Source organism: Micromonospora sp. ABR4_055 (assembly GCF_056160425.1).
In genome coordinates, this window is sequence record NZ_JBSWXD010000064.1 from 1 (window position 1) to 26814 (window position 26814).

A 26814-nucleotide genomic window follows, 5' to 3' on the forward strand; every position below is an offset into this window, starting at 1 on the left:
GCGGTACCGCGTGCAGCCCGGGTGCCGGCGGCCCGGAGGTCGGGTCGGCCGCCCGGCGCGCTGCGTGCGGCGCGCCGATCGGGGGCGGGGCGACGACCCGGGCGGTCAGGGTGGCGACCAGGGCATCGGCGGCGGCGTCGCAGGCCCGGACGGCGGCGACGGCGTGCCGCACCGTCTCGGCGGTGGCCGAGGTGAGCGCCTTGTTGACAGTGCTGCGGCGGGGCGACTCGACGATCGCCACCCGTAGGGCGGTCACCGCCGCGTCGATGGTCTGCGCGTCGGCCACCCCGTCGGAGGCGAGGTGGGCGGCGACCGCGTCAGCGGCGACGGTGAGCTCGCGGTTGCGTGAGCTGGTGCCGCTGAGCATGCCCGGCTCCGGCAGGGCGTCGAGCACCGCGAGCGCGACCGGCTCGGCCGGGTCGGGGTAGGCCCGCAGCGCGGCCGGGTACAGCTCCCGGAGCACCTCGCGCAGTGCCACGGCGGCGGCCTGCCGGCCGTTGGCCAACGCGGCGTGCGCGGCCAGCACCGGCTTGTACGCGACAAGGTCGCGGGAGACGGGCAGGGCCACCGCGGACATCGCCCCGGCCTGGAGCGACCGGGCCAGCCCGACGGCGCGCCGCTGGGCCGGCGCGGAGGACATCTCGTCCAGCGACTCGTCGTCGGCGAACCGCTCGGCGTAGTCGTCCGCGGCGTCGTCGTCGGCCACCGCGAGTGGGCGACCGGCAGCGGTCAGCAGCGAGGTGACGACGTGGTCGTCACTGTCGGCGGCGATGGCAGCTCCGCTCGCGCCACCCGACCGCTCGATGAGCATGCAGCTCAGCCGGGCGTAGCCAGCCGGGTCGTCGCCGATCTCGCAGACGTCGAGCAGCCGGCCGGCGTCGTCGACTATCGCGGCGGACAGGGCCGGACCGGTCGAAGCCGACCGGGCAGCCCGGTCCGCCGATGCCAGACCGCAGTACACCCGCACGAGCGCCACCGCGCCGTCCTCCTCCCGGACACCCGTCATGCCAAGGACTGATGGTCCCTGGTGAGGGGTCAGTCGCGCCAGTCCGCAGCGGCAGAGATCTTGCCGATAATCGTGCGCCAGCCGAGACTTGCCGTTTGTGCCCCGATTTTCTTCAACTTGCGGCGCGCCATGAAACCGCCGATGCCGCCGTCAACCGTCGACCTTAGCGCCTCGTCAAGATCGTCCAGCCTGGATCCGGTGGAGAGCATGTCCAGCACTGAGGGCATCCGCAGAGCGTACGCGAGGTCCCTCGCGACCTCGCCGGACTGGATCAGCAGCGCCGCGTCCCAGGCGTCGTGGCCGCCTCGCAGGTTCTCCACCACGAGATCGAGTTCGTAGGTGTCCTCCGGGAGCGCCGCGACGTCCGCCGGCTGCAGCCGGTCGACCAGATCCGGCCAGCTGTCCAGCTGCGCGAGGTCGTGCGACGCGCCGGACCGGACGAAACTGACGAGCGCCTCGGGGTCGCGGAACAGCAGCAGCTTGCCCCGGTGGCTGAGGAAGATCGGCACCTCTTCACCGCCGTCGGCCGACTCGGTGACATCGACATCGGCATCCGCATCGGCGACTTCGTCGGCGTCGTCACTCCCACCGGCTGCGTCACCCTTGCCGGCCTTGCCACCCTTGCCCGACTTGCTCGTTGACCCGGCCTGCTGCTCCTTCTCTTCCTCCGCGAGCGCTGCGGCGAACTCCTCGTCCAGGATGACCACGGACTCGTCGTCCTCGTCCTCCTCGGCGGCTGCCCGCTGCCGAGCGGCGAACAGATCATCCTCCTCGCGCTCGGAGATGTCGGTCGGGGTCAACGCGGCGGACGGCCGGTAGGCGCGCAGCGTGTAGCCGACGCCAGCCGGCAACGCGATCTCGACCGGGTCGATCCGTACGTCCTGCCAGAGCGACCGGTCGGCGGCGAGCGCCGTGTCGTCGGGGTCGGATACGGTGTCGGCCGCTGCTTCGACGTCGGCCGTCGCGGCGTCCACCGCGTCGTCAGGACCCTCGGATCCGGCCGTGCGCCGGTCGGCATCGGGCTGGTTCGGCAACTTGGCCACGCTGACCTCCGTGTGTTCTCCGGTGACGGCGCCCAGACCCGGACTGTCGGGTGGGTGACTCTGCGCACACCCTAGTGGGCTGCCCGCCGTGTGGCATGCCCGGACCCCGTCCCGCCTCAGTTGGCTGCCGCCAGGTAACCCTGTTCGGCGGCCCGCTGCATGATCCACTGTTCCTGGTACCAGCCGGGCCGTCCGGTCAGCTCGGCGTGGTCGCCCCGTTGGACGATCCGGCCAGCGTCCAACACCAGGATCTCATCCATCGATTCGAGCCCGGTCAGCCGGTGGGTCACCAGCACCACGCTGCGGCCGTCGGCGGCGGCCAGCGCCGACGCCAGCACCGTGTCCGCCGTCGGCGGGTCGAGCCCTTCGGTGGGTTCGTCGAGGACCAGCACCGATGGGCCGACCAGCAGCGCCCGGGCGAGGGCGAGCCGCTGCCGCTGTCCACCGGAGATCCGGCTGCCGGCCGCCCCTACCAGGGTCTGCCAGCCGTCCGGCTGCTCGCGTACCCAGTCGAACAGGCCGGCCGCAGCCGCCGCAGCGGCGAGCTCGTCGTCGGTCGCCGTGGGCCGGCCCAGCAGCAGGTTGTCGCGAACTGTGGCGTTGAACACGTACGCCTCGGCGAGCAGCCCGCCGACCAGCCGGTGCCGCCCTCCGGCCGGCACGTCGGCCAGGTCCACGTCGTCGACCGTCACCCGGCCGCCGTCCGGTGGCACCGCCCCGGTGAGCACGCCAAGCAGGGTGCTCTTGCCGGCGCCGCTCGGACCGACCACGGCGATCCGGCGATCGGGCGGCAGCGACAGATCGACCCGGTCCAACGCCGGTGACGCGCCGGCCCGGTATCGCACCGTGACGCCGTCGAGCACCAGCGTCGGCCGGCGGCCGTCGGCCGCCGCAGCGCCGACCGGGTCGGCCGCGAACTGTTCCGTCGTACGCGGCTCGGCGTCGGTCTGTCCGGCGTCGGCCTGTCCCGCTTCGGTCAGCAGGTCGGCGACCCGGCGCAGCCCGCCGCGCAGCTGTGCCCACTGCCGGGCGGCGGCGACCAGCGCCAGACTCATCTCGACGGCGGCCAGGGCACCGACCGCGAGGACGCCGACCAGTACCCCGCCGACGTCGTCGCGCAACGCGGTCACCGTCACCGCCGCCACGGTCAGCCCGGCGACGAGCACGCCGACGCCGTCGACCGCCCAGCCGGTCGCCGCCAGCCGCCGCTCCAGCCGGGCGAGTTCCCGGGCCCGCCGGGTGCTCCGGCGCAGGGCGTCGGCGGTGCCGCCGAACGCCGCCAGGTCGGCCGCCCCGTGGATCAGATCGGCGCCGTCCGCCGCGAACTCGCCGCGCAGCGGCGCCACCCGGTCAGCCGTACGCCAGGTGAGCAGCGCCGCGACCGCCGGCAGACCGCCACCGGCGACCGCCAGCCCGGCCGCCAGTGTGAGCGCCGCCGCCGGGCTGACCGTCGCGGCGCCGGCGACCGCGAGCACCGCGACGGTGGCCGCAGCGGTACCGGGCACCAGCACCCGCAGCAGCAGATCCTGCACGGCCTCGACGTCGGAGACCAACCGGCTGAGGGCGTCGCCGGAGCGGTCCTCGGTGGTCGGCCGTCGCGCGGCCAGCGCGGTGAAGATCCGGAACCGTACGTCGGTGACCACCCGTAACGTGGCGTCGTGACCGGCCAACCGTTCCGTGTAGCGCAGCACGCCCCGGCTGATCGCCAGCGCCCGTACGCCGACGATCGCCATGGTGACCGCGTCCAGCGGCGGCCGACCAGCGGCGGTGATCAGCAACCACACGGCGGTGGCCATCAACGCGAGCGCGGCCGCCTCGGTCGCCGCGGCCAGCAGGCCGGCACCGACCAGCCGGCCGAGGTACGGCCGGGCCAGCGACAGCACGGTCCGCTCCGGCCGCACGCCGGTCACGGGGCGGCCGCCGCGAGGTCGCGTCCGGTGATCCGGCCGGCGTCCAGCCGGACGACCCGCTCGACGCCGTCGAGCAGCGCCGGCCGGTGCGCCACGATCAACGCGGTCCGACCGGTGACCAGCTGCCGTGACCCGGCCAGGACCGCCGCCTCCGAGGCGCCATCCAGCCGGGCGGTCGGCTCGTCGAGCAGGACCACCGGCGCGTCCCGGAGGAAGGCGCGGGCCAACGCGACACGTTGGCGCTGCCCGCTGGACAGCCCGTGGCCCCGTTCGCCGAGCCGGGTGGCCAGCCCGTCGGGCAGCGCCGCCACCACATCGGTGAGCGCGGCGGCGCGTACCGCCGCCGACAGCTCGTCCGGGTCGGCGTCCGGCGCGCCCAGCGCGATGTTGTCGGCGAGCGAGGCGGCGAACAGGTGCGCGTGTTGGGGCACCCAGGCGAGCCGTAGCCGCCACTGCTCGATGTCGAGTTCGGCGAGGTCGACCCCGTCGACGGTGATCCGGCCGGCGGTCGGCGTGACGAAGCCGAGCAGCAGATGCAGCAGGGTGCTCTTGCCGGCTCCGCTGGGACCGATCACGGCGATCCGTTCGCCGGCCCGGATCGTCAGGTCGACGTCCCGCAGCGCTGTGGTCCGGGGGTAGGCCACGGTGACCGACTCGAACCTGATCTCCGCCGGCGGCGACCCGACGACCGCCGGTGTCGCTCGGCCCGCCCACCTGCCCGCGCCGTCGGCGGCGTCGCGGGCCGGATCGCCGTCGGCGTCGCGGGCCGGATCTATGCCGCTGACGTCGCGCGCCGGATCGTCCTCGCCGATCAGCGTGAGCGCCTCGTCGAGCACGGTGAGACCCTCCATGCTGGCGTGGAACCGGCTGCCCGCGGTGCGCAGCGGCAGGTACGCCTCCGGGGTGAGCAGCAGCACCAGCAACGCGGTGGACAGCGCCATTCCACCGGTGAGCAGCCGCAGTCCGATCGGCACCGCGACCAGCGCCACCGCCAAGGTGGCTACCAGCTCCAGAACCAGCCCGGAGAGGAAGGCGATGCGCAGCGTACCCATGGTGGCGACCCGGTGCCGGTCGGCCATCCGGCGTACCACCTCGGCCTGCGCCCGCTGCCGGCCGAAGGCCCGCAGCGTCGCCAACCCCGCCACCATGTCCAGGAAGTGGCCGCCGAGCTGGGCCAACCGCCGCCACTGCCGTTCGGTCGCGGCCTGCGCGTGCCAGCCCAGCAGCGCGCCGAAGACCGGGATCAGCGGCAGGGTGACCGCGACGATCAACGCGGAGCTCCAGTCGGCGAACGCCAGCCGGGCGAGCACCGCCACCGGCACGGTCACGCTCAGCACCAGCTGCGGCAGGTAGCCGGTGAAGTAGCCGTCGAGCGCGTCGACGCCCCGACCGGTCAGGGTGGCGAGCTGGCCGGCGCGCTGACCGGACAACCAGGCGGGGCCACGTCGGTGGATCGCGGCCAGCAGGTCCGCCCGCAACTGCGCCTTGACCACGGCTGCGGCGTCGGCGGCGAGGTAACCCTGCGCCCAGAGCAGCGCGGCGCGGCCGGTGACCGCCAGGACGAAACCGCCGAGCGCGGCACGGTCCAGCTCGCCACCGGCGGCCGCGGCCAGCACCAGTGCCAGCGTGGTGGCCTGGGCGATGATCAGGCCGGCGGCGACCACGCCGAGCACGCCGAGCAGGGCGAGCCGTACCCGCACCGCCGGCACCTGGCGTACCAGCCGTGGATCGAACGGCCGGCGGCGACCGGCCCGGTCGGCCGGTGCGGTGACGGTGCTCACCAGCTGAGGTACAGCGACGCGGGCAGCAGGAGCAGCGCGGCGGCGACCACACTCGCGGCCGCCGGCCGCAGCCGGGGTGCCGGACCGGCGAGCAGCAGCCGCTGCACCCGGGCGTCGAGCTCCAGGTCGGCGGCGCCGAGCGCACCGGCCGGGGTGATCCGGCTACCGGCGCTGGCGAACCGACGCAGCGCGGTGGCGAGCGGCTCGTCGGCGTGCTGACGCCGGGCCTTGTCGTCGGCGCGCATCTCGACCAGCAGGGCGACCGCGTCGTGCGCCGCCCGCAGCCAACGCACCCGGGGCAGCGCCCGGCACAGCGCGGTGAACGGCAGCAGTACCAGGTCGTGCCGTTCGTCGGCGTGCGCCCGCTCGTGGCTGAGCACGGCGGCGAGCTCGCCGGGGCCGAGCAGGTCGAGCGTGCCGGCGCTGACCACCACGGTCGGCCGAACCCCGGGCAGGCAGTAGGCGGCCGCCCCCGGGTGGTCGAGCACCAGTGCGCCCGGTGCGGCCGGATCGGCGCGGCCGACCAGTGCGAGCAGGTCCCGGTGCCGGCGCTGGACCCGTTCGGCGGCGAGCAGGCTGCGTACGGTGGATCCGAGCAGGACGGTGGCGATCGCGGCGGCGAGGCCGACCAGCGCCAGCCGGACCGGCCCCAGCCCGGCCGGGAAGCCGCCCGCCGGCCAGCCGTGTCCGGTGGCCAGGCTGGTCACCCCGGCGGCGAGGTCGCCGACGAACAGGCCGGTGGCGCGGCCCGGCCCGGTGCCGTACGGGGCGAGCCCGACCGCCAGCGGAACGCCGATCGCGGCCAGCCCGACCGCCAGACCGAGCGCCTGCCAGCAGAGGATCGCCACCCGAGGGCTGCGCCAGGTCCAGCCGGGGCCGAACCAGACCGAGCGGGTCAACGCCTGGGCGGTCAGATAGCAGGCGAGGATCACCGCGGCGAAGTGCGCGCCGTAGGCCATGGCAGCGTCAACTCCGCCGGTCCGCCGCCTGCGCCTGGTCGGTGAGCGCGGCCCGGAGCACTTCGGCTTCGGTGCCGGTGACCGATCTGGCGAATCGGACCAGGGCCGCGTCCCGGCTGCCGGCCAGGTCCAGCGCGTCGAGCATCAACTGGGCGATGTACGCCTCACGGCTGGCCGCCGGCTGGTAGTGCCACGCCCGGCCGGCGCGCTCCCGACTGACCATGCCCTTGCCGGCCAGCCGGTCCAGCACCGTCATCACCGTCGTGTACGCCAGGTCGCGGTCCTGCAGGGTTTCGGCGACGTCGCGGACGGTGACCGGACCGGCTGCCGGGTCGCGGTCCCACAGCACGTCCATCACCGCGCGTTCGAGGTCACCCAGTCGCGTCACCTCGCGATCCTATCGCCCGTAGTAGACGTGCGGACCGCGATACCTGGCTGCCTCGGCTCGCCGGCCTTTCCGGTCGGTACCGGTTGGTATCGGCGTCGGAGCACCCGACGGGTGAGTTCTAGGCCGGTTTGCGCCAGTACCGGCACGTCCAGTCGACCTGGTGGAGCTCGTCGTCGATGCCATGAGCGCGCCGGAAGTCGTCGACCGCCTGACGACAGCCGCGTACGGCGTGATAGTCATCGACGATGACGTAGCCGCCGGCGGAGAGCTTCGGATACAGCGAGTCGAGCGCCACCATCGTCGAGTCGTACAGGTCTCCGTCGAGTCGCATGACAGCGACCCGGTCGACGTCGGCCGTCGGCAACGTCTCCTCGAACCATCCCGGCAGGAACCGGACCTGGTCGTCAAGCAGGCCGTACCGGCGGAAATTCGCCTGGACCCGGTCCAGCGGCACTGCGAGGAACGGCTCTTTCCAGAGGGCGTCCTCTACATCCTCGAGTCGATCGGGATCCGGTCGGGGCAGCCCTCGAAATGAGTCGGCTACCCAGACCACGCGATCGGTTTCCCCGTACGCCTTGAGTAGCGCGCGCATGAAGATGCAGGCGCCACCGCGCCACACCCCGGTCTCGATCAGGTCTCCAGGAACCTGGTTCCTGATCACCTCAGTCACACATCGTTCAAGGTTGTCGAGTCGCCGTAGGCCGATCATCGTCTCGGCTTCGGGGGGCCAGTCGCGGCCGTTCGCGCGTTCGTCCGCGTCGAACGGGAATCGCACCACGATGTCCATGTCTCGCCGGTTGAGTAGCCGCTGACCCTGACGGAGCAGGGTGCTGCGCAATGAATTGCGGCGCGGGTGGTAACGGATCCATGATTCGCCGAAGGCGTACCTTGTCAGGGCGCGCTTCATGAGGTCCAGGTACAAGGCGCGTGGGTCGCCGGCGGAGATGACGGTGGGTTCCGGGTCTAGGGCCGGAATGACGCTCATCTGAACTCCTTCTGAGAAGTGGTTTCATCAATCAAGATTGGCCGTACGGACGCCGGTGGCCATCATCTGCTGAAACACGTTACTACTGACCGGCATCGAATGGCCGCTATTCGGTGCGAATCGCTGATTGTGTAGCGCCGGTCAGTGCTGCGGACTGCGTCGCTCGAGGAGCCGTTGCCGTCGGCGTGGCTGCAGCGGCCGGAGTCTCGGGGCCAGACGGTGGATCCGTCCGTCGGTGTCGACCGCCGTCCGAGCCCGGGGCCGCGAATCGGTCGGTGCGACCGGACAACCGGTGGGACAGCATGGTCGCGCCGTCGACGACGACGACACCGACGAACGGCACACCAAGATGCCGCATCAGCATCGAGGCCTGCCTGGCGTCGGCCGCGTCGGTGTCACCTCGCCGGACCACCAGCACGACGGCGTCGACCTTTCTGGCGAGCGTGGCCGCCGTGGTTCCGGTCAGGACCGGCGGCGCGTGCACCACCAGGTCGTCGTCCTTGCGACCGATGGTCTCGTCGAGCTGCCCGCCGATCGACCACTGGCCCGCCAGGTCCGCACCGACGACGGTGGGAACAGAGGCGATCGCCGGCCGGCCGAAGGTGCGTTCCATGAAGTTCAGCACGATGCGGTCGGCAACCGGCTGCGGCTCACCTTGACCGGTGCTCTGAGCTTCGACGAGAGTCACGTCGTCGCGGCCGCCGGCGATCCGAAGGGCCAGCAGGGCGGCCACCATGGCCTTCCCGTCGTCGTGTCGGGCGCTGGTGACCAAGATCCGCCGGCCCGGCAGCGAATCGACGAAGACGCTGAGGCCTGCGACCAGGGCGTCCGCTGCCACGGTAGCCGCACCGTGTCGCAGCATCCGGACATGTCGCGGCACGAAGCGTCGCGGCAGTTGCGGGAAGACCGCCAGCACCGGTAGACCCAGCTGGGCGTCCACGGCCTGAACATCGCGCAGCCGGTTGTCGAATCGATTGCGGGCGGTCGCCAGGCCGAGGCCGACGAGCAGGCCAGCTATCGCACCCAGCGCGCTGTTCAGCGTGGGTTTCGGTAGGACCGGCCGGGCCGGCGCAGTGGCCCGGTCCAGTACCCGCGCATCGACCTGAACCTGCTCCGCGAGCGCGAAGTCAGCGAGCCGCCCGATCACCGCCGCCGCGGCTTCGTTTGCGATCCCGGCCGCCAGGTCGGCCGACCGGGCGGCCGCCGCCACGGTGACAATCTGCATGCCGGGCTCGAACTGTCCGGTCACCTGCCCGACGACCTCGTCCGCCGGCAACCGCAAACTGTCGGCGGCTCTGGTCGCGACCTCGCGCGTCTCGGCCATCCGGGCGATCGTCGGCGCCAGGCTCTGCGCGAGAGTGATCGACGCTGTCTCCTGGCCGGCAACCTCCCCGTCGGCCTTCGCGCTGATCAGCAGCGAAGCCGACGCCTGATAGGTGGGCGGGGTCCACTGGGTGACCAACTGCGCGGCGAGCAGCCCGAGGCACAGTCCGAAGGCCGGAAGCCCGGCGAGCCGGGCGACGGCACGGACTGTCGACCGGCCACGGGACCATCGGGTCATGGGTTCGCCTCCAACTGCTGCGCTGCGGTGGTACGCGGCGTACGTTGCGGTTCCCTGCGGTGTCGGGGCAGGCTCGTCGCCGAGCGCCGGTCCCCGGCGTCGCGAAGCCCGTTCCACACATCGCACATCGCGTCGGCGATGCTCTCCCAGCTGAACAGCCGGTTGACTCGGGCCAGTCCGTTGGCGGACAGCCTGGCTGCGAGCTCCGGATCGTCCCGGAGTCGGGAGAGACAATTGGCAAGACCGACCCAGTCGCCAGCGGTGAAGGTCAGGCCGGCATCGCCGATCACGTGTGGTATCTCGCCGACGTCGCTGCCGACCACCGGTGTGCCACAGGCCATCGCCTCGACAAGTACCCGGCCGAACTGTTCGCGTAGCGGTATGCCCACCCACGGCAGGACGTTGCGCTGCACGACCTCGATGGAGGGCAGCGCCAGGGCATCCATCCGATTGAGGTGGCCGGGCAGGTCATGGTGATCTGCCCAGGAATGCAGCACGATTCGCCCTGGTCGGTTCTCGATCGCCTGCTCGACCAGGTGCCGGAGGGCTCCTGCGCCGATGAACGCCACGTCACAGTCGACCGACTCGGCCGCGCGCAGCAGATCGGCGATACCCTTGTGGTGTTCGAGCCGACCGACGAAACCAACGGTGAAGCGGCGGTTCACGTCCCCGGCCGGTTCTGGCCGAAACAGTTCCGGGTCGACGCCCAGCGGCACGACCGAAGCGCTGCCGGAGTATCCCTTGACTCGAAGGACGTAGAGCGCCGCCGGGGTGATCGGGAACATGTGATCGACCTGACGGTAGGAGTAGCGCTCGATGGTGGGAAAGGGTGCCGGGAACCTGATAACGATGTTCTGCGCGGCGTAGAGCGAGACCGGTACACCCGGCCAGCGTCGCCGGCAGGAACGGATCACTTGCCAGGTCGACAGGTAGGCGGCCTCACCGATGATGTGCACGACATCCGGAGGATGCTCCACAAATCGGCTAACGTCAGTCCGGAAGAGGACCGATGCCATGTGCCCGGTCCGGCCTTCCCCTAACAGGTGGGGAACGACGTGGTACCGGAACCTGGGGGATCTGCGGGACACCAGGTCGAGTTCGGTCCGGGTCAGCTTGGAAACATCGGCCGCGACAACCGTGACCGTGACGTCAGGGCGATTCGCCAGGGCGGCGAATAATTCGATCCAGTGTTCCGTCCGTGCGCCGACGACGGTGACCATCACGTGCACTTTTTCCTCCACGAAGTCTCCGGCCGGCTGGACAACGCGATCCGTGAAATCTCTGACCAGGCTCGAGCGCGGGCCGCTCCGGTTCGAGGTTGGATGGGCAACCGCATCCCGGCGATACCAATACCGAGCATCGCGCGCAGCAGCACCACGGCACGGAGAGCCGCGAGCGTCGCAGGTCGGTGGAGCGCGAAGAAGCGCAGCATGCTCCGGTACAGGTGCGGCCAGGTGCGGGCGGGGTCGGCACTGCTGCTGCCGCCGCCCACATGCATCGCCTCTGCGGACGGCAGGTACAGGACTGCGACGTCGTTGCGCCATGCCTGGAGGCACAGCTCCTCGTCCTCGTAGTAGAGGAAGTAGCCCTCGTCGAGGCCGCCGACTCGCCGCAGCAAGTGGGCGCGCACGGCCATGCACGCGCCGGAGATCCAGTCGACGGAGACCGGGCCGCCCGTGCCCCAGCACGCGTCGTACGTCGCCCGGCGGGTTCGCCCGGACACCAACCGGCGTAGCTGCACCGGTAGCAGATTGCCGCCGAACCGGGACGCAACGACCGTGGTCAACGATTCGAACGGGTGTGCACTGATGGCTATCTGTCCGTCCGGGCGGCGAATGCGCGGCCCTACGATTCCGGCCCGAGGGTGGTCACGCAAGGCAGTGAGGAGGGCGTCCACCGTAGCGGAAGGGCAGATGCAGTCCGGGTTCACCAGCAGTACGACATCGGTCCGGACGGTCGTGACCGCCTGATTGACGGCAGTCGCGAACCCGACGTTGACGATGTTCGCCTGCAGTGTCACCTCGGGAAACTCTGATCGTACGATCGCTACTGTGGAGTCGCTGGATGAATTGTCCACCACGATGACCGGCAGTCGGCTTCTCGCCAGTTCCGTCAGGGTGGCGCGAATATGATCTTGCGAGTTGTGCGTCACGATCACCGCGGTCGCGTTTGACTCGGTCATGTCCTCACCTCCTCGGGGACGGTCGGCTGGGGTGAATCGGCGGAGCCCGTGGTCATTGTCAGAGCTGGCAACAGGCCGAGTTCCCAGTGGCCCGCCGTCGGTCCGGCGAATGCTGCTCCGACAAGAAACCCACAGGTGAGCGCGGCGAACCCGAACGCTATGCCGTTACCGTACAGAAATCCGTTCCGTATTGTGCGGTAAAGTGGCCATAGCACGACGATGAGGCCGAGGATTCCGATGTTCGCCAGGACGGTCACGTAGAAGGCGTGGTAGACCGGGCCGACATCATCTCGAGCGAAGTCTGGTAGGTAGATGTTTCGCACCGACTGCCCCAGCCCACCACCGGTGAAAGGGCGCTCCGCGAAGACGTTCATCCCGACAGCGGACTCGGGGCCCCGGTAGCCCGACGACTCCTGCAGTTCAAGGGCCACCACGTCGACGTGGTTGGCAAGGTTCGACCCCAGGGCCAGGAACGCGACACCTGCGACGGCGACGGCGACCGTCGCCGCCATGCCACGACGTTGGGTGCGTCCGCCCCAGACCAGCATCACCGCGAGAGCGACTGCTGCGGCCAACCACAGCGCCCGGTACATCGACATGGCGACATCGGCGAGGAGTAACCCGGCGAGCAAGGCGAAGCCGGCCCGGCTCCAACCTTCGGCGAGCCCGGCCAGGACGATCAGCGGTGGTACGGCGAGTAGCGCGATCAGGCCACCGGTCTGGTTCGCTGTGGCCAGCGCAGTCAGTGTGAGTGCCACGGTCGGCACCAGGTACAGAATGGCGGCTGCGCGCAGCCGTCTCAGGTCGCCCAGCGTCTGGGCCGCGATCCAGAAGTAGACCGGAATGACCGCGATCTGGTAGGCACCGACCAGGACGTCCCGGGGTGGGTTGCCGAGCGAGAGGCCGTACACCGCCGCCAGCAGCACCAACAGCGTGAGACCCAGCATCGGCAGGTCCGCAGTCGTACGCCGGATCTTCTCCACTCGGATCAGCACCCGGATCAGTAGTGCGAGCCCTCCGGCACCGAGTGCGGCCGCGTGCATCGCGACGATCGTGGCGACGTCGCCGCCACCGACGGTTGCGCCGGCGATCGTGCCGCCGATGATGGCGACTGGGAGCACCGCCCACGGCCAGAGTACGAACGCCGCACAGCAGACAGCCGAAGCTGCCAGGACGGTACCGAGGAGGCCAGGCGAGACGGCCAGTGCTCCGACGACGGTCGCGGCGAACACCATCGGCAGCGGCGCGGTCCACAAGCTGTACGCCGGTCTCATCGTGGCGGCCCGGCCAGATCTGTGAGCAGGGCACGCAACTGGGCACCCCGTACCGCCCAGCTGTTGTCGACCGCGACGGACCGGCGTAGTGACACCTCGGCCGGACCGTTCGCCGTCTGCAACGCCTCTTCGACCGCAGCGCCGAACTGCTGCGGCCCCGCCGCCAGCCGGATCGGAGCGCCGATGCCACGCAGCGCTGGTAGCGGTGTGGCGACGACGGGTTTGCCTGTCGCGAGATACTCGTAGCACTTCTTGGGATGCACGTAGTCGATCAGCCCGCCGACCCGGTAGGGGATGATCGTCACGTCACAGCCGCGCAGGATCGCGGGGACGTCCGTGAAGGGAACCGGACCGGTGAGGACGATGTTGGGCAGCCTCGCGAGCGGAGTCCGGCCGCTCCGGGTCGTCGGACCGGCGAGTACGAAGGTCCACTCTGGGTGCTCCGTTGCCAGCTGTGCCACCAGGTCGGCGTCGAACGCCCGAGTGTCGACCGCACCGACGTAGCCCAGCACCGGACGGGGCAGCCGGGCCAGCCACGAGGAGACCGGCCCGGCTGGATGGAACCTGTCCGGGTCACAGCCGTTCGGCAGTACCACCACCGACCGCTGCCCGGTGGGTAGCCGCGTGGGCAGCGCCGACGACGAGGCCAACACCACATCGGCGGCGGCCAGCGCACTGCGCAGTGCCCGCCGTAGGTGCCATCGGTTCCACCGCCGGGTGAACGTCCAGTCCAGATCCGTCGCGTCGTAGACGACAGCCAGCTCTCCCAAGCGCCCGGCGACCGTCGCGGCCAGGTCCTCGTCGATCCACAGCAACCGGTGACCCGGCCGGTCGTCCAACCATCGACGGATGAGTGACGCGCCGCATCGGCGGTTGACCAGGTTGGCCGGGGGCAGCTGTCGGCCGAGGGGTAGAAGGACGGGCACCTCGGCGCGCCACAGGTTGTGCTCGACCGGGGTGACCGACATCCGCCAACTCGGTAGCTGGCCAGGGGGATCCACGTAGAGCACCCGCCGGTCTACCGCGATCTGACGGGCCAACGCGTGCTGGCGGTGGGCTCCGCCGCGCCATGGCGTAGCGCTGAACATCACCACCCACCCGCTGCCGACGTCGGTGGGGCGTCGTGACACATCGGTGTCGCCGGTACGGTGCATCCGCGGTCGTGGCGTGGCGGTGGACCGGGATGACCGGGACGACGAGCGGACCGGGTGACCAGGCCTAGACATGAGCTGGTTCCGCCACCACCGGACGGGACGACGACGAGACACTGCGTACCTCATCCTCGCCGAGGTATCCGATCACCGCGGTCGCGCGATCGTCGGTCAGGTACAGCACCCGGGCGCCGGCCTGCCGGTCCAGCCAGCGGCGTAGCCGGCCGGCGCCGACACGCAGATTGAGCCGATCGATCCAACGGACGTACTTGCCGAACGGCAGCGCCGACGGAAGGTCTGCGGACCAGACGGACTGGTCCTGCGTCTGAACCGTCAACCGCCAGCGTGCCCGTGCGGCGGGCTCCGCGTGCAGCAGCAAGACCCGCTTGTCCCCCAACCGGCTCGCCTCCGTCACCAGGGCTGCGGTCGCCGTGCCTGACGGAGGGGAGCCGGCAGCTGCCCCGGACCGCCCCGAGTCGACGATCACCCACCAGTCCCGGATGTCACCATCAGGCAGCGGGCCGACGTCGCCGCCTAGCGCCGCTCGTAGATCGCTAAGCCCCAGCGGCACGGGCCGGCCAAAGAGCCGTTTCACACCGTGATCGACGAGCGCCACCGCGCGGAAGATGGCCAGCTTGTATCGCGGTTCGGTCAGGGACAGGTAGCCGACCAGGCTGCCGAGTAGATGGCGCTGCCGGATGGTCGGTCCGAGCCGGCGGCACGAGGCGCCTCTACTGTGTGTCACCACCGCGTGTGGGATCATCCACAACTGGCGGCCGGCGTCGCGCAACGTTCGGGCGAGCACGGCGTCGTTCCAGTAGATCGGAAACCGTTCGTCGAAGATGTGATCCGTCGGCAGCACCTGCCTCCTCAGCAGCATGCAACTGCCGGAGGCCAGCAACCGGGGTCGGCTGAAGTCCTCTCCGCGCATCTGAAATCTGTGCAGTGCCTGCCGGAAGACCGGGAGCTTGCGTAGCGCGGTGACCAGAGCGATCGTGGCAGTGAAACTCGGCAGATTGACATAGTGCTGCTGGAAGGTCCCGTCCGGATTCAGGTACAGCGGACTGACCCCGGCAGCCTCGGGATGCTGTCGCAGATGCTCGATCATTGTGCTCAACGCGCCCGGGTGAAACCGGACATCGCTGTTGAGTAGCAGGATCAGCGCGCCTCGGGCCTGCCGGTAGGCCTGGTTGACGGCGGCGGCGAACCCGACGTTGTGCTCGTTGCGCAGCAGCCGTACCTGGGGATGGTCGGCCAGTAGCTCGGCCGACCCGTCGCACGAGCCGTTGTCGACGGCGACGATCTCGAAACGTAGGTCCCCGTGGATCCCGGTGGGCAGCGACTCGAGGCATGCCCGCGTCTCATCCCGGGTGTTCCAGCTGACCAGCAGGATCGACAGGTCCACGCTGCTCATCGGTCCTCCCTGCGCGCGAAGACCCGCAGCAGGTCGCCGAGGGTCGGGTGACTGACTTGCAGCGATCGACAGGCCGCGAAGTCGGCGACCACCAGGTTGCGGGCCTGCCGCAGGCGAGCCGGAGCCCGCCAGTAGAAGCGGGAGAAGACCGTGTCCTGACCGACCACCCGGAAGCCGGACTCGGCCAGCAGCCGGGCGAGCGAGTGCGGCGTGAAGTGCCAACGGTGGTAGTCGGGGGCGATCGCCGGCCACGCGCTACCGAGCCTGCGCGCGGCCGCCGAAGCGATGTTGGGCACCTCCAACGCCAGCCAGCCGTCCGGTCGCAGCGCAGCCCGGGCCGCCGCCAGGAACCGCCGCGGATCGGTCACGTGTTCGAGTACGTGAAAGGCGCAGACCGCATCGACCGGGGCGCCTGGCCGATGATCCTCGAACCGGTCCGTGCGTACCGGCACACCCAGTTGCTCCCGGGCGAAGCTGGCAGCCGCCTCCGACACCTCGACCCCACGGGCGTCGATGCCGGCGTCGCGGGCGGCCCGCAGGAAGTAACCACCAGCCGACCCCGCCTCCAGCAGGGTCGCCGGGCGAACCCGTGACCGCAGCCAGCGTAGTCGCCGGGCGGACTCGTAACGTCGTTGTCCGGCGGACGTGAAGTAGTCCTGGTATCCGTCGGTCTCGTAGTAGGCGCGGTCGTACAACTGCTCGGGTGGCGGCAGGTCGCTGGCCGTCCAGACGAACTGGCAGGTGTCGCAGCGCCGGAGCAGCCCGTCCGTGACGGGTCGACCGCCCGAGCCGTCGCCGCACAGCAGGCAGCCGGTGGCGACCTTCTCCGCAGATCTCATCGATTCTCCTGTCACTCGCCGTCCGTCGCTTTCGCCACCAGACGGACCAGGTCGCCCTGTCGTGGATGGACCAGCCGCAGCGAGCGGGTCGCCGACCAGTCCGATGGCAGCAGCCGGTGGGCGTGCCGTAGCTGATACCGGAGCGGCATGTAGTAGCGGAACACCGTGGTGTCCTGCCGGAGCACCCGGAACCCGGCCATCGTCACCAGATGCTCCAGCGAGCCGGGGGTGAAGTGCCAACGGTGGTACTCGGGCTGCAACCCGGGCCATTGCTCGCCGAGCAGCCGGGCCGCCGCCGAGGCGATGTTGGGAACCTCGAGCACCAATGCGCCCCTGGGACGCAGCGCCGCCCGTGCAGCACGCAGGAACTGCCAGGGATCCGTGACGTGTTCGAGTACGTGGAAGGCACAGACCGCGTCGACTCGGTCGGGTAGCGTCGCGGATTCGAAGCTGCCCTGCTGAACTGGCAGATTGAGGCGGTCGCGGGCGTAACGGGTCGCCGCCGGGGAGACCTCGACGCCGTACACGTCGATACCGCACCTGCGGGCAGCTTCCAGGAAGAACCCGCCAGCTGGTCCGACCTCTAGCAGGGACTGCGGCCGGACCGTGGAGCGCAGCCAGCGCAACCGCCGGCTGGCTTCGAACCGGCGCGGACCCGGCAGGAAGTAGTCCTCGTAGCCGCCGCCTTCGAAGTACGTGTCGTCGTAGAGGTCCGGTGTCGGATCGGCTGCGCCGACCGTCCAGGCGAAGCCGCAGGCCAGACATTGCCGCAGCCGTCCTCCGAGGATGGTTCTGTCGGTCGGTCCTGGACCGCAGACCAGGCAGTAGGCGCGACGGGGGCTCATCGGCTGCCAACTTCGTCGGTCAACGGCGCTCCGGTGCGAACGGCAATCTCCGCATCGACACATGGATGCACCTGGGCCGCCGCGCGGTCCGCCGGACCTGGTGCGCGACCGGCGATCGTGGGCCGGATCAACCGAACGCCGGCCACCAGGAGCGCCGAGACCAGTATCGTGATTCCGGTTCTGCAGCAGACCGCGAGCGCAGCGCCCAGCCGTCCGTCGCCGTCCGGCAGGTGCGGCGACACGAGGCCGCCGACGGCCGCCGCGACGGCGGTGGCGGTGGCCGTCCAGCCGAGGATTCGTAGTATCGGCGTCAGCGGCCGAGCCGTGCTGCGGTGGAAGTGCCACAGAAAATAGCCCGACGAGAGCAGGATCGCGGCCGCGGTGGCGAGCGGTACGCCGACCGGGCCGTACAACCAGATGAGGGGGACCGTCGCACCAAGGTTGAGCAGGACCGACAGCATGACGTACCGCGTCTCGAGGCCCGGGCGTCCCTCTGCCCGGGCCACGATCGTCGCCGCGCCGAGCACCAGGTTGACCGCGTACGCGGGAGCCAGTACCGCGAGGTTCGTCGCCGCCCAGGGCACCTGGGCGCCGATCCAGAGTCGGACCAGCGGGTCGGCGGCCACCACGACGGCAGCGGTGCACGGTGCCAGAAAGACGGCGAGACGCCACGTCGTGCGCAGGTAGAACCGGTTGAGCCAGCCAGGGTTGGCCGCGCCCGCGACAGCGACCGGAAAGAGCGCGAGGAGCGCGAACCCCGGGGGGAGTCGGAGCAGGTTCAGCAGCCGGGCACCCAGGTCGAAGTGCCCTGCGGTGGCCGGGGTGAAGAAGCCACTCAGTACGAACCGATCGAGCTCCGTGTTGACCACACCCGAGGCGCTCGTGGCCTGCACCCGGAGGCCGTAGCCGCGGACGACGCGCAGATCCTCGCGGCGGATGTCGGGAACCCGCGGGGTGTAGCCCGGGCAGTACCGGTGGGCGGTCAGGATAGTCAGTCCGGTCCGCAGGCCGCTGGCCAGGGCGGTGACGGCGGCCAGGCCTACCAGCCCACCGCCGATTCGCAACAGACCGACCGTCAGCACACCGCCCACCAGCGCGGCTCCGGCACCGATCCAGGCCGCCGCGCCGTGTCGCTGGGTGCCCTCCAGAACCGCGCGCCATGGCAGTTCGACGCCGCCGAGGAACAGTGACAACAGCAACCACAACATCGCTCGGCGTGCCTCACCGGCGAGCTCACTCAGCTGCAACAACCGAGCGACCCAGGGCCAGGAAACGGTCAGTAGGGCCGTTGCCAGTACGGTGAGGCACACCGCCCAGACCAGCCCGAGGGCCAGCGTCGCATGTAGTCGCCGGGACGACGAGTCGCCGTCGGCCCGCGCGACTTCACGTACCATCGCTGAGCCGAGGCCCAGGTCGATGATGGCCAGGACGGCGACGACTGCGCAGAGCAACACCCAGACACCGAACTCCTGGCTGCCGAGGTGCCGATACACCAGGGGCAGCGTCACCAGCCCGACTGCGGTGACGATCAGTCGACCGCCCAGCAGACTGGCGGTGTTGCGGGCCACCCGGTGGCCGGTCCGGGTCGACAGGCTAACCACGGGGGAATCCCCGGCAGAGTTCCACGATGGTGAGCAGGAGCAGACCCAGGTCCAGCCGCAGTGACCGGCAGTGCAGGTACAGCAGGTCACACCGAAGTTTGTCCTCAGCCGTCGCTGCATAACCGCCGGTCAGCTGCGCGATGCCGGTCAGCCCTGGTCGGATGAGGTGACGCAGGTGGTAGTGCTGGAGCCGGCACAGCTCACCGACGAACTCGGGCCGTTCGGGCCGCGGCCCCACCAAACTCATCTCCCCCCGGAGGACGTTCCACAACTGCGGTAGCTCGTCGAGGCGGGTACGCCGGAGCAATCGGCCGAGTCTGGTGATCCGCTCGTCGTCGGCAGCGGCCAACGTCGGCCCTGTGGCGGACTCGGCGTCGACGTGCATCGTTCGGAATTTGACCAGTCGGAAGAGCCGACCACCGGCACCTACTCTGGTCTGCACGTACAGTGGTGGGCCGGTCACGGCCACCGCCAGCCCGACGAGTAGCAGCAGGGGGATGAGCAGGGGCGCCGCGAGCAAGATCAAGGCGAGGTCGAGTCCTCTTTTCGCCCACCTGTCTGCGGTCGTCAATGGACCGGAACGCAGTTGGAACCAGGGCAGCCCGCCGTACCTCCGCAGGCGGGCCGGCCGGAGGAGTCCGTACACCGGGCGGGCGAGCACGAGGATCGGCACCCGGTGGGCGCGACAGGCGGCGATCAGCCGTGCATCGGCGGCGTCGAGGGATTGCTTCAGCAGCAGCAGCTTTGGCTGGTATTGAGCGAGTACGGCTGGCAGTGCCTCCAGGTCTACCGGTCCGCGCAGGCGGAGCGCGACGTCGAACTCCTCGTCGAGCCGGTCCGCCGGGCTCTCGGGCCCATCGTTCTCTAGGACCAGGACCCTTCCGCCCCGGCTCCCGTCCGGGCTGCTGGAGTGCCGACGGCCAGCTCCACCGTTCGGCATCCGGGGTGCGACCCGCCGATCGGCGCCAGGCAGGACGGAAGCCGGCGCCGACGCGTCCGCGTGACTCGGCATGCGTGTACTCCAAACCAGGTCTCGGCCGTTAACCCCGCAAATCGGATGTAAGCACTATATATCTTGCTCAGCCGCCTACAGGTAACATATAGCTTGAAAACGTGTAATAGATCTTGAGCCATTCGTTGAAGGCGGCGCTGGTTCCTGCATGATGGGCAGGTGCCCCCAGGTCGTCGCCAGATCTTCGCCGTCTCCGGCATCCTGCACCCGCCGCCGGGTGAACCGGCTCCGCGCCGCAGCGCACTGCTCGACCACGCGATCTCGTTGACCGGCGTGCCGGTGGCGAAGGTCTGCCTGGTGCCAACCGCCACCGGTGACCAGCCAGACGTGATCGAGTCCTTTTACGCGGCGGTCGGCGACGCCAAGCAGGTGATCCCGTCCCACCTGCAGCTGTTTCCTCGGCCGAACGTCGACGACGTCGGGGCGTTCCTGCGCGAGCAGCAGCTGATCTGGGTGACGGGCGGCAGCGTGGTGAATCTGCTCGCTGTGTGGCGGGCGCACCGGGTCGACGCCATCCTTCGCGAGTGCTGGGCGGCCGGTGTGGTGCTGGGCGGGGGCAGCGCCGGCAGCATCTGCTGGCACACCAGCGGGGTGACCGACTCGTTCTCCGAGCGGCTCGACCCGGTCACCGACGCGTTGGGGTTGTTGCCGTACAGCAACGGCGTGCATCACGACCTGGCGGACCAGCCGCGTCGGAGGCGGTACCTGGAGTGCGTCGCGTCAGGCGACCTGCCGGCCGGGCACGCCACCGACGACGGAGTCGGCCTGCACTACGTCGGTACCGAACTGGTCGAGGCGGTCAGCAGCCTGCCCGGCGCCGGGGCGTACCGGGTAGAGCCGGGCGAACGGCACGGGACAGTGGTGGAACGGTCGATCCCGACCCGGCTGATCGGTGCCGCCCGGCGGACGTGAGCCGGGACCGGCGGGATGCTCGACGCCGTTGGCGTCAACCCGCTAAGCCATGATCAATCATGCCGTGACCCGGCGGTTCGCATGCAGCCCGGCACGGAGTTCGTCGTCGCTCATCACCAGGTAGACGAGGCCGCAGTCGGCCGGACCGGTGGCACCGGGCAGGCACAGCGTGCAGGGCTCGCCCGGCCGGATCGGGCATTTCGCCTCGGGGCGTCGGTGGTGCACTCGCGCGGTCATACCCTCACGGTCCCGGGTCGACGCGGCCGGCGGCAGGGCCGGACGGCACCCGGCGAGCCGGACCTCAGGCCTGGGACGGGGCGCCACGGTAGGTGCCCGGCCGTACTACTGTGCCGACGGCGGCGCGCGGCGGAAGAGATGGGTGGCATGGGATTCGGGGCGAACTGGTCGCTGCGCGACCACGACGGCGTGCTGCTGGCTGATCTGGCCGTGACCGACGGCGACTTCCCCTGGTTGTACGCCACCTTCCGGCCGACCGAGTCGTTCGCGCCGCTGCGGCCGATCTTCGACGCGGAGCTGCGGGCGATGCGGGTGGTCGAGGACGGTCCGGACGACGGCGCCTGGGAGCGGGCGTACCAGCAGGTTCGGGCCGCGGTCGTGCTGATCGACCCGGACGGGGCGGCGGTGCCGGAGTTCCTGCTGCACGTCGAGGGCGACGAGGCCTGGTGGCGGTGGAGCGACGAACCGTTCGACGAGGACGACGAGGACGGACCGTTCGACGAGGACGAGAAGGACGGCGGCAGCGACGGCGGCGGCGAGCCTGTCTCCGGGAACCAGACGGGCGACCGGTGATCCGCCGACGGGCCGGTGCGCTGCTGCTGGCGGCGGTGCTGCTCGCCGGCTGTGCCGGTCAGCTGCCGCAACCGGGTCCGCAGCCACCGGACAACGATGTGGCACCCGTTCCCACGCCGACGCCGGTGCCGTCGGCGGACCCGTCACCTGACTGCCCGGACTCCGGAGCGCTGCTCAGTCTGGGTGCGGTGGACGCCGCGATGGGTCTGCGGGCGATGCCGATTCGGCTGGTCAAGGGTGCCGAGGAACCGGTGCACGTCGACGGCTTCCCGGAGCTCACGGTCCTCGACGGGCAACTGCAGCCACTGGCGGTCGAGGTGATCGAGGGTGCCGAGGTGATCGCCCGGGTCGACACCGTGGCCGGCAGCCCTGTTCCGGTCACGGTGCAGCCGGGCGAGCGGGCCGGCGCGGTCCTGGTCTGGCGCAACACCGTGGACGATGTACGGGTGCCGCCGACGCACGGCAGCTTCCTGGCCGTGGCGCCGGCTGCGGGCGTACCGGCGCAGGTGCTGGAGCCCGACGGCGGCCTCGACATCGGCACCACCGGCCGGGTCGCGGTCAGTCCGTGGGCCCCGGTCGACTGATCGCCGCCTGCAGGTCAGCGCGGCCACCGATCATTTGAGCGACTGCTCAAACTCGTGCTAACCTCTCAGTTGAGCGTTCGCTCAAACCAGGGAGGTCTGGCGTGCTGTACATCGAGACGCTGATCCAGGCCCCGGTTGACCAGGTGTGGCGGTACACCCAGGACCCGGCCCGGCACGCCCGGTGGGACCTGCGCTTCACCCGGATCGAGCCGTACGGGTCGCAGGGACGGTTCCGGTACGCCACCCGGCTGCTGCCCGGCCTGACCGTCGCCGGCACCGGACAGTCCACCGGCGAGCGCCGCCGACCCGACGGCTCCGCTGCCTCCGCGTTGCGGTTCACCTGCGACCACAAGCTGTCGCTGATCCGAGCCGGCCACGGCTTCTGGCGCTACCAGCCGACCCTCAACGGCGTCCGGTTCTGGACCGGCTACGACTACACGCCCGGGTGGGGTCGCCTCGGCCCGCTCGCCGACCGGGCCTTCCGCCCTGCCTTCGGCTGGGCTACCGCGTGGTCGTTCGACCGGCTGCGACTGTGGCTGGAGCAGGGCGTACCGCCGGAGCGCAGCCGCGACCGGGCACTCGCCGAGGTCACCGCCCGGCTCATCCTGGTGGTCGCCGCCGTCGCGCTCGATCACCGGCTCGCGCTGGTGGCCGTACCGCTGGTCGCGCTCGCGCCGCCGCTGCCGACCACCCCGGCGGCCCGACGGTGCCGGCCGCGCCGCTACCGGCGGGCCGCCGCCCGTGTGACCCGGGCAGTGCCCCGGTGACCTCGATCTTCCGACAGGCGCTCGGTGCCGACTTCGACCGGCTGCACCCGCGACTGCGGCAACGCTTCGGGATCAGCAGTCAGGAGCGGACGAGCTGCGTCGGCACCGGGGTGATGGACCGGATCTGGCACGGCCCGGCGGTCACCGTGCCGTTGCTGCGCCTCGGCGCGACCCGCCACATCCTCTTTCCCGAGCAGGGCGCCGACGTCCCGTTCAGCATCGGCAACTACGCGTACCGGGACAGCTTCGGCCGGGAGACGGTCACCTTCGTCCGCACCTTCGACGTCGCCGCGCACCGTCGCCGTCGGTTCGACGCGACGATGGTCTACAGCCCGGCCCGGTCGGCCATCGTGGACTATCTCGGCACCCATCAGCACTACGCGGTGCTGCTGAGCCTCGCCGTCGACCGGCGCGGCGGGCTGGTGGTCCGTACCGGCGAGCAGCGCTACGCCGGCCGGCGTTTTCCCCACGCCCTGTCCGGCTGCGCCGAGGTCCACGAGTGGTGGGACGGCTCCGACGGGTGTTTCCGGATCGAGGTACGGGTGACCAACCGCTTCCTCGGCCCGGTGTTCGGGTACCGGGGCCGGTTCACGGCACAGTACGTGGACACGGGGACGGCCCCGGTACCCGCTGCGGTGCGCCCGCTGCGGGAGAATGCTCGGGTATGAACAGTGCCCCCACCTCCACCAGGCAACGGTTGATGGACGGGGCGGTGCAGGCGATCCGCAGGTACGGCATCGCCGGAGTGTCCGCCCGTACCGTCGCCGGCTGCGCCGGAGTCAACCAGGCGCTGGTCTTCTACCACTTCGGCACCCTTGACGACCTGCTCGTCGCGGCCTGCCAGACGGCCACCGCCGAGCGGGTGGCCGACTACCGGGACCGGTTCGCCGCCGTACGGTCCCTCGGCGAGCTGCTCGACCTGGGCCGTGAACTGCACGAACAGGAACGCGAGGCCGGCAACGTCGCGGTGCTGGCCCAGGTGTTGGCGGGTGCGCAGACCGACGAGCGGCTCGCTCCGGCTGCGGCGGCCGCGCTGCGGCTGTGGACCGACGAGATCGAACTGGTGCTCCGCCGGGTGCTGGCCGGATCGCCGTTGGCCGGGTTGGCGGACCCGCCTGGCCTGGCCCGCGCCGTCGCCGCCGGGTTCATCGGCCTGGAGCTGTACGAAGGGGTCGACCGGCCCGGCGCCGACGACGTGTTGGCCGCGTTGGAACAGTTGGCGGTGCTGGTCGACGTCGTCGACGACCTGGGGCCGGTCGCCCGCCGGGCATTGCAGGGCAGGCTCGCCCGCCGCAGCCGGGGTCGGGCCACGCCGGGCAGCCGGAGCTGACGCGCGGTGGGATCCGGCGGACGGGCGGGCCGGAGCTGACGCGCGGCGGCGCCCGGCCGGCCGGGTCACAGCGGCCCCAGCACGCTGCCCGGGTCCGCGTCCAGCGTCAGCGTCTCCAGCACCGTCAGCAGTTGGCGTTCCTCGTACCTGAAGTGGGACTCCATGATCGCGGCCAGGCCGTCCAGGTGCCGGTCCAGCTCGGCGGGCGGCGCGGCCCGCGCCACGGCGGCCTGTAGCCCGCTCAGCAAATACGCGATCATCGAGTGGTCCTGCCGCAGGTTGCGCAGCGTGTCCTGCAGCTCGGGATGCTGCGCGGCGATGGCCGGGAACAGTCGATCGTCCTCGCCCTCGTGGTGGGCGGTCAGGGCGGCGCAGAACCCGTGACAGAACAGCAGCAGATCCCGGGTCGCCGACTCCGCCGGCCGGCCGGCGGCCAACGCCTCCCGGGTAACGGTCAGCGCCTCCCGGAGCCGGTTGTGTACGCCGCGCAGTTCGCGGCTCCAGGCCACCAGCCTGGCTTCGTCGCCCTCACCCACGGGTGAAGGGCGAAGGAACGACGGTCGTCAACGTCGTGCTCCCTCCGGTCCGGCGCCTCCATGCCTGACACGGACTGCCACCGGCACGCGACGCTGCGGCGAGGTTACCAGATGTGGCCCCGGACCGACCGGCCTGGCCGGACCGGTCAGTCTTGTAGACAGAGGACTGTGACCAGGTTGTCGCCGTATTTACGATGGCAAACTTGGCGGGCGGTGATAAGGTTACTGTACGGCGACTCACGGGGAGACAGATCATGCTTCGACTTGAGCCATGTGCATTCATTGTCCGGTGACCCGGCCAGCGATTCGACGCTGTTTCGCTTGGCGGTCGACGGCCGCGCCGGCCGGCCCGCGCTGTCGTAGCCTCGGTCAGCGGTAACTGACCTATCGGTGGCCGGATTCCGGCCACGAGGAATCAGCGGTTCGTCGCGTTGCGCGACGTGCCTGGTGCCCGCGCCCGCCAACCGGCCAAGCCGGTCTGCGGTGCAGTCCATCTGTGTGCAATCCGCGGCCAGCGTCACGCCCTGGTCGGGACCCGACCGCCTGTCGTCGGGCTGCCGGCACTTGCCGGGCCGATGCCGGGTAACCGTTGTCGACCACTACCTGTTCCGTCTGATCGGCGCGATTCCCGACACCGTCCGGAGAGTCGCAGCTGATCGCTGTCTGCCAATGGCAGTTCCGTCGGATTCTGCCTGTCGACGTCAGCGGAGGTGATGTGTGATGGAGACCGACTGACCCGTTTCGACCGTTCCGATCCTGCGTCACGGCTGAAGTGCCGGAAACCACTGGATGCCGTACGCGAGATACAGTTCCGGATCGTCGAAATCCGTGAACACCTCGCCGACCGCGTCCGGCTGCAGCAGTTCACTGCCGGGCTGCGGTGTGTCCAGTAACCGAACGGGCTCCCCGGTCACTCGCCGCACCCACTTGGGCAACCGGTCCGGGTCGAATCTCACTCGCAGCTCGAAGCGCCGGCACCGTCGGGTAGCCGTCAACACGTAGTGCGGTGAGGCGATCTGGCTCGGCCCCAGCCGGGTGACCACACTGAAGTCGCACGACTCACCGGCGGCGAGTGGCCGGGGCAGGCCCACGACCAACTGTGACCGCTGCGGCAGCGGTCGTTCGTGCCTGATCAGCCGCCCGCCCCAGTGCACGTCTGCCCGGATGTCGAGCCCGTCGCTGCCTGGTGGGCAGGGCAGCGACATACCGAGCACGACCTCGTCGACGCCGTCCCGGTCGGCGACGATCCGCCGTTCCTCGTACGCCTCCATCGTCGGGGTGTCCAGCCGGACCAGCACCCGCAGCCCGGCGACGTGCCAGCCGGCGCCGACCGGGCTGGAGCTGCGCCGGCCCAGCTCCTGGCCGATCGCCTCGGCCAGCAGCACCTCTGCTTCGTTGATCCGGCGCAGCGCGGTCCGGTCCTCGCGACCCAGCCGTTGGGCCAGCCAGGCGACCCGGCCACGGAAATGCGCGTCCTGCGCCTGCGGGTGCAGCCCCAGCGCGACCCTCGCCGCCAGCGCCATGTCGTCCGGTAGGCGTCGGACCTGGCTGTTCAGCTCGGCGATCACCCGCTCGCGCAACTCGGCGGGCTCGTCGTCGCGGTTCACCGCACTGTTGCCGCAGAGCGTACGCAGGTGGTCGCCGAGCCGACCGGACAGATCGGGTGCCGACACACCGCGACCGGCCCGCAGGGTGCGCAGCTCCGACTTGACCTCCACAGCGGACACGGATGTCACCGTCCTTCCTGGGCGAGTCACCTTGTCCTCGCCGTGACATCAGCACCAGATTCTGTCACGCGATGCGACTTTTGCGGACGTTCACCGTGGCCGAGACTGGTTACAGCGAGATCCGGCGTGGTCCGCTCCTGCGCGGAAGGGCGTGAGCCGCCGTGCCTCCGTGTCCCGATCTGTGGGTGCCGGGACCG

25 protein-coding genes and 1 pseudogene are annotated in these 26814 nt (G+C 70.7%); 6 read left to right on the top strand and 20 right to left on the bottom strand.

The genetic code is table 11. The annotated features are described in order from the left end of the window. The 17 genes and pseudogenes from ACXAHD_RS16315 to ACXAHD_RS16395 form a co-directional block, all read right to left on the bottom strand. Positions 1-1006, bottom strand: a pseudogene (locus ACXAHD_RS16315) (transposase); the annotation flags it as partial. A gap of 29 nt (positions 1007-1035) precedes the next feature. After that, positions 1036-2085 carry a DNA primase gene (locus tag ACXAHD_RS16320; protein ID WP_281555431.1) on the bottom strand — a complete coding sequence of 350 codons (1050 nt, stop codon included), beginning with the start codon at positions 2083-2085 and terminating at the stop codon, positions 1036-1038. A gap of 80 nt (positions 2086-2165) precedes the next feature. Then, entirely contained in the window at positions 2166-3959 is a 1794-nt protein-coding gene (gene cydC / locus ACXAHD_RS16325) for a thiol reductant ABC exporter subunit CydC (RefSeq protein ID WP_475051487.1), read from the bottom strand. Beyond that, positions 3956-5740 (bottom strand): thiol reductant ABC exporter subunit CydD, encoded by a 1785-nt coding sequence (gene cydD, locus ACXAHD_RS16330; RefSeq protein ID WP_475051489.1) that lies wholly within the window; start codon positions 5738-5740, stop codon positions 3956-3958. Before cydD ends, cydC begins: the two co-directional genes overlap by 4 nt. Continuing rightward, positions 5737-6699: a M56 family metallopeptidase gene (locus tag ACXAHD_RS16335; RefSeq protein ID WP_475051492.1), complete on the bottom strand. Its 963-nt coding sequence runs from the start codon at positions 6697-6699 to the stop codon at positions 5737-5739. Before ACXAHD_RS16335 ends, cydD begins: the two co-directional genes overlap by 4 nt. A 7-nt stretch (positions 6700-6706) precedes the next feature. Beyond that, on the bottom strand, positions 6707-7087 hold the full coding sequence (locus tag ACXAHD_RS16340) for a BlaI/MecI/CopY family transcriptional regulator (protein ID WP_281553231.1): 381 nt from the start codon (positions 7085-7087) through the stop codon (positions 6707-6709). A 118-nt stretch (positions 7088-7205) separates the two neighbouring features. Next, on the bottom strand, positions 7206-8072 hold the full coding sequence (locus tag ACXAHD_RS16345) for a TylF/MycF family methyltransferase (protein WP_475051496.1): 867 nt from the start codon (positions 8070-8072) through the stop codon (positions 7206-7208). 106 nt (positions 8073-8178) lie between these two features. Beyond that, positions 8179-9633: a hypothetical protein gene (locus tag ACXAHD_RS16350; protein ID WP_475051498.1), complete on the bottom strand. Its 1455-nt coding sequence runs from the start codon at positions 9631-9633 to the stop codon at positions 8179-8181. Beyond that, the gene (locus ACXAHD_RS16355) at positions 9630-10589 is read right to left on the bottom strand and encodes a glycosyltransferase family 4 protein (RefSeq protein WP_281553234.1); all 960 of its coding nucleotides are present in this window, start codon (positions 10587-10589) and stop codon (positions 9630-9632) included. Before ACXAHD_RS16355 ends, ACXAHD_RS16350 begins: the two co-directional genes overlap by 4 nt. A 263-nt stretch (positions 10590-10852) precedes the next feature. Then, entirely contained in the window at positions 10853-11815 is a 963-nt protein-coding gene (locus ACXAHD_RS16360) for a glycosyltransferase family 2 protein (RefSeq protein WP_475051501.1), read from the bottom strand. Further along, positions 11812-13089 carry an O-antigen ligase family protein gene (locus ACXAHD_RS16365; protein WP_475051504.1) on the bottom strand — a complete coding sequence of 426 codons (1278 nt, stop codon included), beginning with the start codon at positions 13087-13089 and terminating at the stop codon, positions 11812-11814. Before ACXAHD_RS16365 ends, ACXAHD_RS16360 begins: the two co-directional genes overlap by 4 nt. After that, positions 13086-14243: a glycosyltransferase gene (locus ACXAHD_RS16370; RefSeq protein WP_289212174.1), complete on the bottom strand. Its 1158-nt coding sequence runs from the start codon at positions 14241-14243 to the stop codon at positions 13086-13088. The genes ACXAHD_RS16365 and ACXAHD_RS16370 overlap by 4 nt, the downstream gene beginning before the upstream one ends. Before the next feature lie 64 nt (positions 14244-14307). Further along, entirely contained in the window at positions 14308-15654 is a 1347-nt protein-coding gene (locus ACXAHD_RS16375) for a glycosyltransferase family 2 protein (protein WP_475051507.1), read from the bottom strand. Next, complete coding sequence (locus tag ACXAHD_RS16380; RefSeq protein WP_289212176.1) at positions 15651-16493, bottom strand: class I SAM-dependent methyltransferase; 843 nt, start codon at positions 16491-16493, stop codon at positions 15651-15653. The genes ACXAHD_RS16375 and ACXAHD_RS16380 overlap by 4 nt, the downstream gene beginning before the upstream one ends. An 11-nt stretch (positions 16494-16504) precedes the next feature. Beyond that, positions 16505-17338, bottom strand: a complete 834-nt coding sequence (locus tag ACXAHD_RS16385) for a class I SAM-dependent methyltransferase (protein ID WP_475051510.1) — start codon at positions 17336-17338, stop codon at positions 16505-16507. After that, a complete protein-coding gene (locus ACXAHD_RS16390) occupies positions 17335-18939 on the bottom strand; it encodes a lipopolysaccharide biosynthesis protein (protein WP_475051512.1) in 1605 nt (534 codons plus the stop codon). Before ACXAHD_RS16390 ends, ACXAHD_RS16385 begins: the two co-directional genes overlap by 4 nt. Further along, positions 18932-19951, bottom strand: a complete 1020-nt coding sequence (locus tag ACXAHD_RS16395) for a sugar transferase (RefSeq protein ID WP_281553242.1) — start codon at positions 19949-19951, stop codon at positions 18932-18934. Before ACXAHD_RS16395 ends, ACXAHD_RS16390 begins: the two co-directional genes overlap by 8 nt. 159 nt (positions 19952-20110) lie before the next feature. Between ACXAHD_RS16395 and ACXAHD_RS16400 the strand changes: the two genes are divergently transcribed. Further along, positions 20111-20863, top strand: a complete 753-nt coding sequence (locus tag ACXAHD_RS16400; protein ID WP_281553243.1) for a Type 1 glutamine amidotransferase-like domain-containing protein — start codon at positions 20111-20113, stop codon at positions 20861-20863. 57 nt (positions 20864-20920) lie between these two features. On the opposite strand, the gene ACXAHD_RS16405 is transcribed toward ACXAHD_RS16400, so the two are convergent. After that, positions 20921-21100 carry a DUF6767 domain-containing protein gene (locus ACXAHD_RS16405; RefSeq protein ID WP_281553244.1) on the bottom strand — a complete coding sequence of 60 codons (180 nt, stop codon included), beginning with the start codon at positions 21098-21100 and terminating at the stop codon, positions 20921-20923. Positions 21101-21247: 147 nt separating this feature from the next. On the opposite strand from ACXAHD_RS16405, the gene ACXAHD_RS16410 reads away from it, so the two are divergent. The 5 genes from ACXAHD_RS16410 (at position 21248) to ACXAHD_RS16430 (ending at position 24354) form a co-directional block, all read left to right on the top strand. After that, complete coding sequence (locus tag ACXAHD_RS16410) at positions 21248-21673, top strand: hypothetical protein (protein WP_281553245.1); 426 nt, start codon at positions 21248-21250, stop codon at positions 21671-21673. Then, positions 21670-22257, top strand: coding sequence for a DUF4232 domain-containing protein (locus ACXAHD_RS16415; protein ID WP_281553246.1), 588 nt, complete (start codon positions 21670-21672; stop codon positions 22255-22257). Before ACXAHD_RS16410 ends, ACXAHD_RS16415 begins: the two co-directional genes overlap by 4 nt. A 101-nt stretch (positions 22258-22358) precedes the next feature. After that, positions 22359-23024: an SRPBCC family protein gene (locus ACXAHD_RS16420; protein ID WP_475051515.1), complete on the top strand. Its 666-nt coding sequence runs from the start codon at positions 22359-22361 to the stop codon at positions 23022-23024. Next, on the top strand, positions 23021-23692 hold the full coding sequence (locus ACXAHD_RS16425) for a DUF4166 domain-containing protein (RefSeq protein ID WP_281553248.1): 672 nt from the start codon (positions 23021-23023) through the stop codon (positions 23690-23692). Before ACXAHD_RS16420 ends, ACXAHD_RS16425 begins: the two co-directional genes overlap by 4 nt. Beyond that, on the top strand, positions 23689-24354 hold the full coding sequence (locus tag ACXAHD_RS16430; RefSeq protein ID WP_281553249.1) for a TetR/AcrR family transcriptional regulator: 666 nt from the start codon (positions 23689-23691) through the stop codon (positions 24352-24354). The genes ACXAHD_RS16425 and ACXAHD_RS16430 overlap by 4 nt, the downstream gene beginning before the upstream one ends. A gap of 65 nt (positions 24355-24419) precedes the next feature. Here the strand turns inward: ACXAHD_RS16430 and ACXAHD_RS16435 are convergent, their stop codons facing one another. Both ACXAHD_RS16435 and ACXAHD_RS16440 read right to left on the bottom strand, forming a co-directional pair. After that, on the bottom strand, positions 24420-24890 hold the full coding sequence (locus ACXAHD_RS16435) for a hemerythrin domain-containing protein (RefSeq protein WP_281553250.1): 471 nt from the start codon (positions 24888-24890) through the stop codon (positions 24420-24422). A 761-nt stretch (positions 24891-25651) separates the two neighbouring features. Further along, entirely contained in the window at positions 25652-26617 is a 966-nt protein-coding gene (locus ACXAHD_RS16440; protein ID WP_475051519.1) for a hypothetical protein, read from the bottom strand. Positions 26618-26814: the final 197 nt, after the last annotated feature.

Excerpts from the sequence above, each read along its gene's own strand:
- ACXAHD_RS16335 (WP_475051492.1), bottom strand. The coding sequence starts at position 6,699 with ATGGCCTACGGCGCGCACTTCGCCGCGGTGATCCTCGCCTGCTATCTG.
- ACXAHD_RS16345 (WP_475051496.1), bottom strand. The coding sequence starts at position 8,072 with ATGAGCGTCATTCCGGCCCTAGACCCGGAACCCACCGTCATCTCCGCC.
- ACXAHD_RS16350 (WP_475051498.1), bottom strand. The coding sequence starts at position 9,633 with ATGACCCGATGGTCCCGTGGCCGGTCGACAGTCCGTGCCGTCGCCCGG.
- ACXAHD_RS16360 (WP_475051501.1), bottom strand. The coding sequence starts at position 11,815 with ATGACCGAGTCAAACGCGACCGCGGTGATCGTGACGCACAACTCGCAA.
- ACXAHD_RS16365 (WP_475051504.1), bottom strand. The coding sequence starts at position 13,089 with ATGAGACCGGCGTACAGCTTGTGGACCGCGCCGCTGCCGATGGTGTTC.
- ACXAHD_RS16370 (WP_289212174.1), bottom strand. The coding sequence starts at position 14,243 with ATGCACCGTACCGGCGACACCGATGTGTCACGACGCCCCACCGACGTC.
- ACXAHD_RS16375 (WP_475051507.1), bottom strand. The coding sequence starts at position 15,654 with ATGAGCAGCGTGGACCTGTCGATCCTGCTGGTCAGCTGGAACACCCGG.
- ACXAHD_RS16380 (WP_289212176.1), bottom strand. The coding sequence starts at position 16,493 with ATGAGATCTGCGGAGAAGGTCGCCACCGGCTGCCTGCTGTGCGGCGAC.
- ACXAHD_RS16385 (WP_475051510.1), bottom strand. The coding sequence starts at position 17,338 with ATGAGCCCCCGTCGCGCCTACTGCCTGGTCTGCGGTCCAGGACCGACC.
- ACXAHD_RS16395 (WP_281553242.1), bottom strand. The coding sequence starts at position 19,951 with ATGCCGAGTCACGCGGACGCGTCGGCGCCGGCTTCCGTCCTGCCTGGC.
- ACXAHD_RS16405 (WP_281553244.1), bottom strand. The coding sequence starts at position 21,100 with ATGACCGCGCGAGTGCACCACCGACGCCCCGAGGCGAAATGCCCGATC.
- ACXAHD_RS16410 (WP_281553245.1), top strand. The coding sequence starts at position 21,248 with ATGGGATTCGGGGCGAACTGGTCGCTGCGCGACCACGACGGCGTGCTG.
- ACXAHD_RS16430 (WP_281553249.1), top strand. The coding sequence starts at position 23,689 with ATGAACAGTGCCCCCACCTCCACCAGGCAACGGTTGATGGACGGGGCG.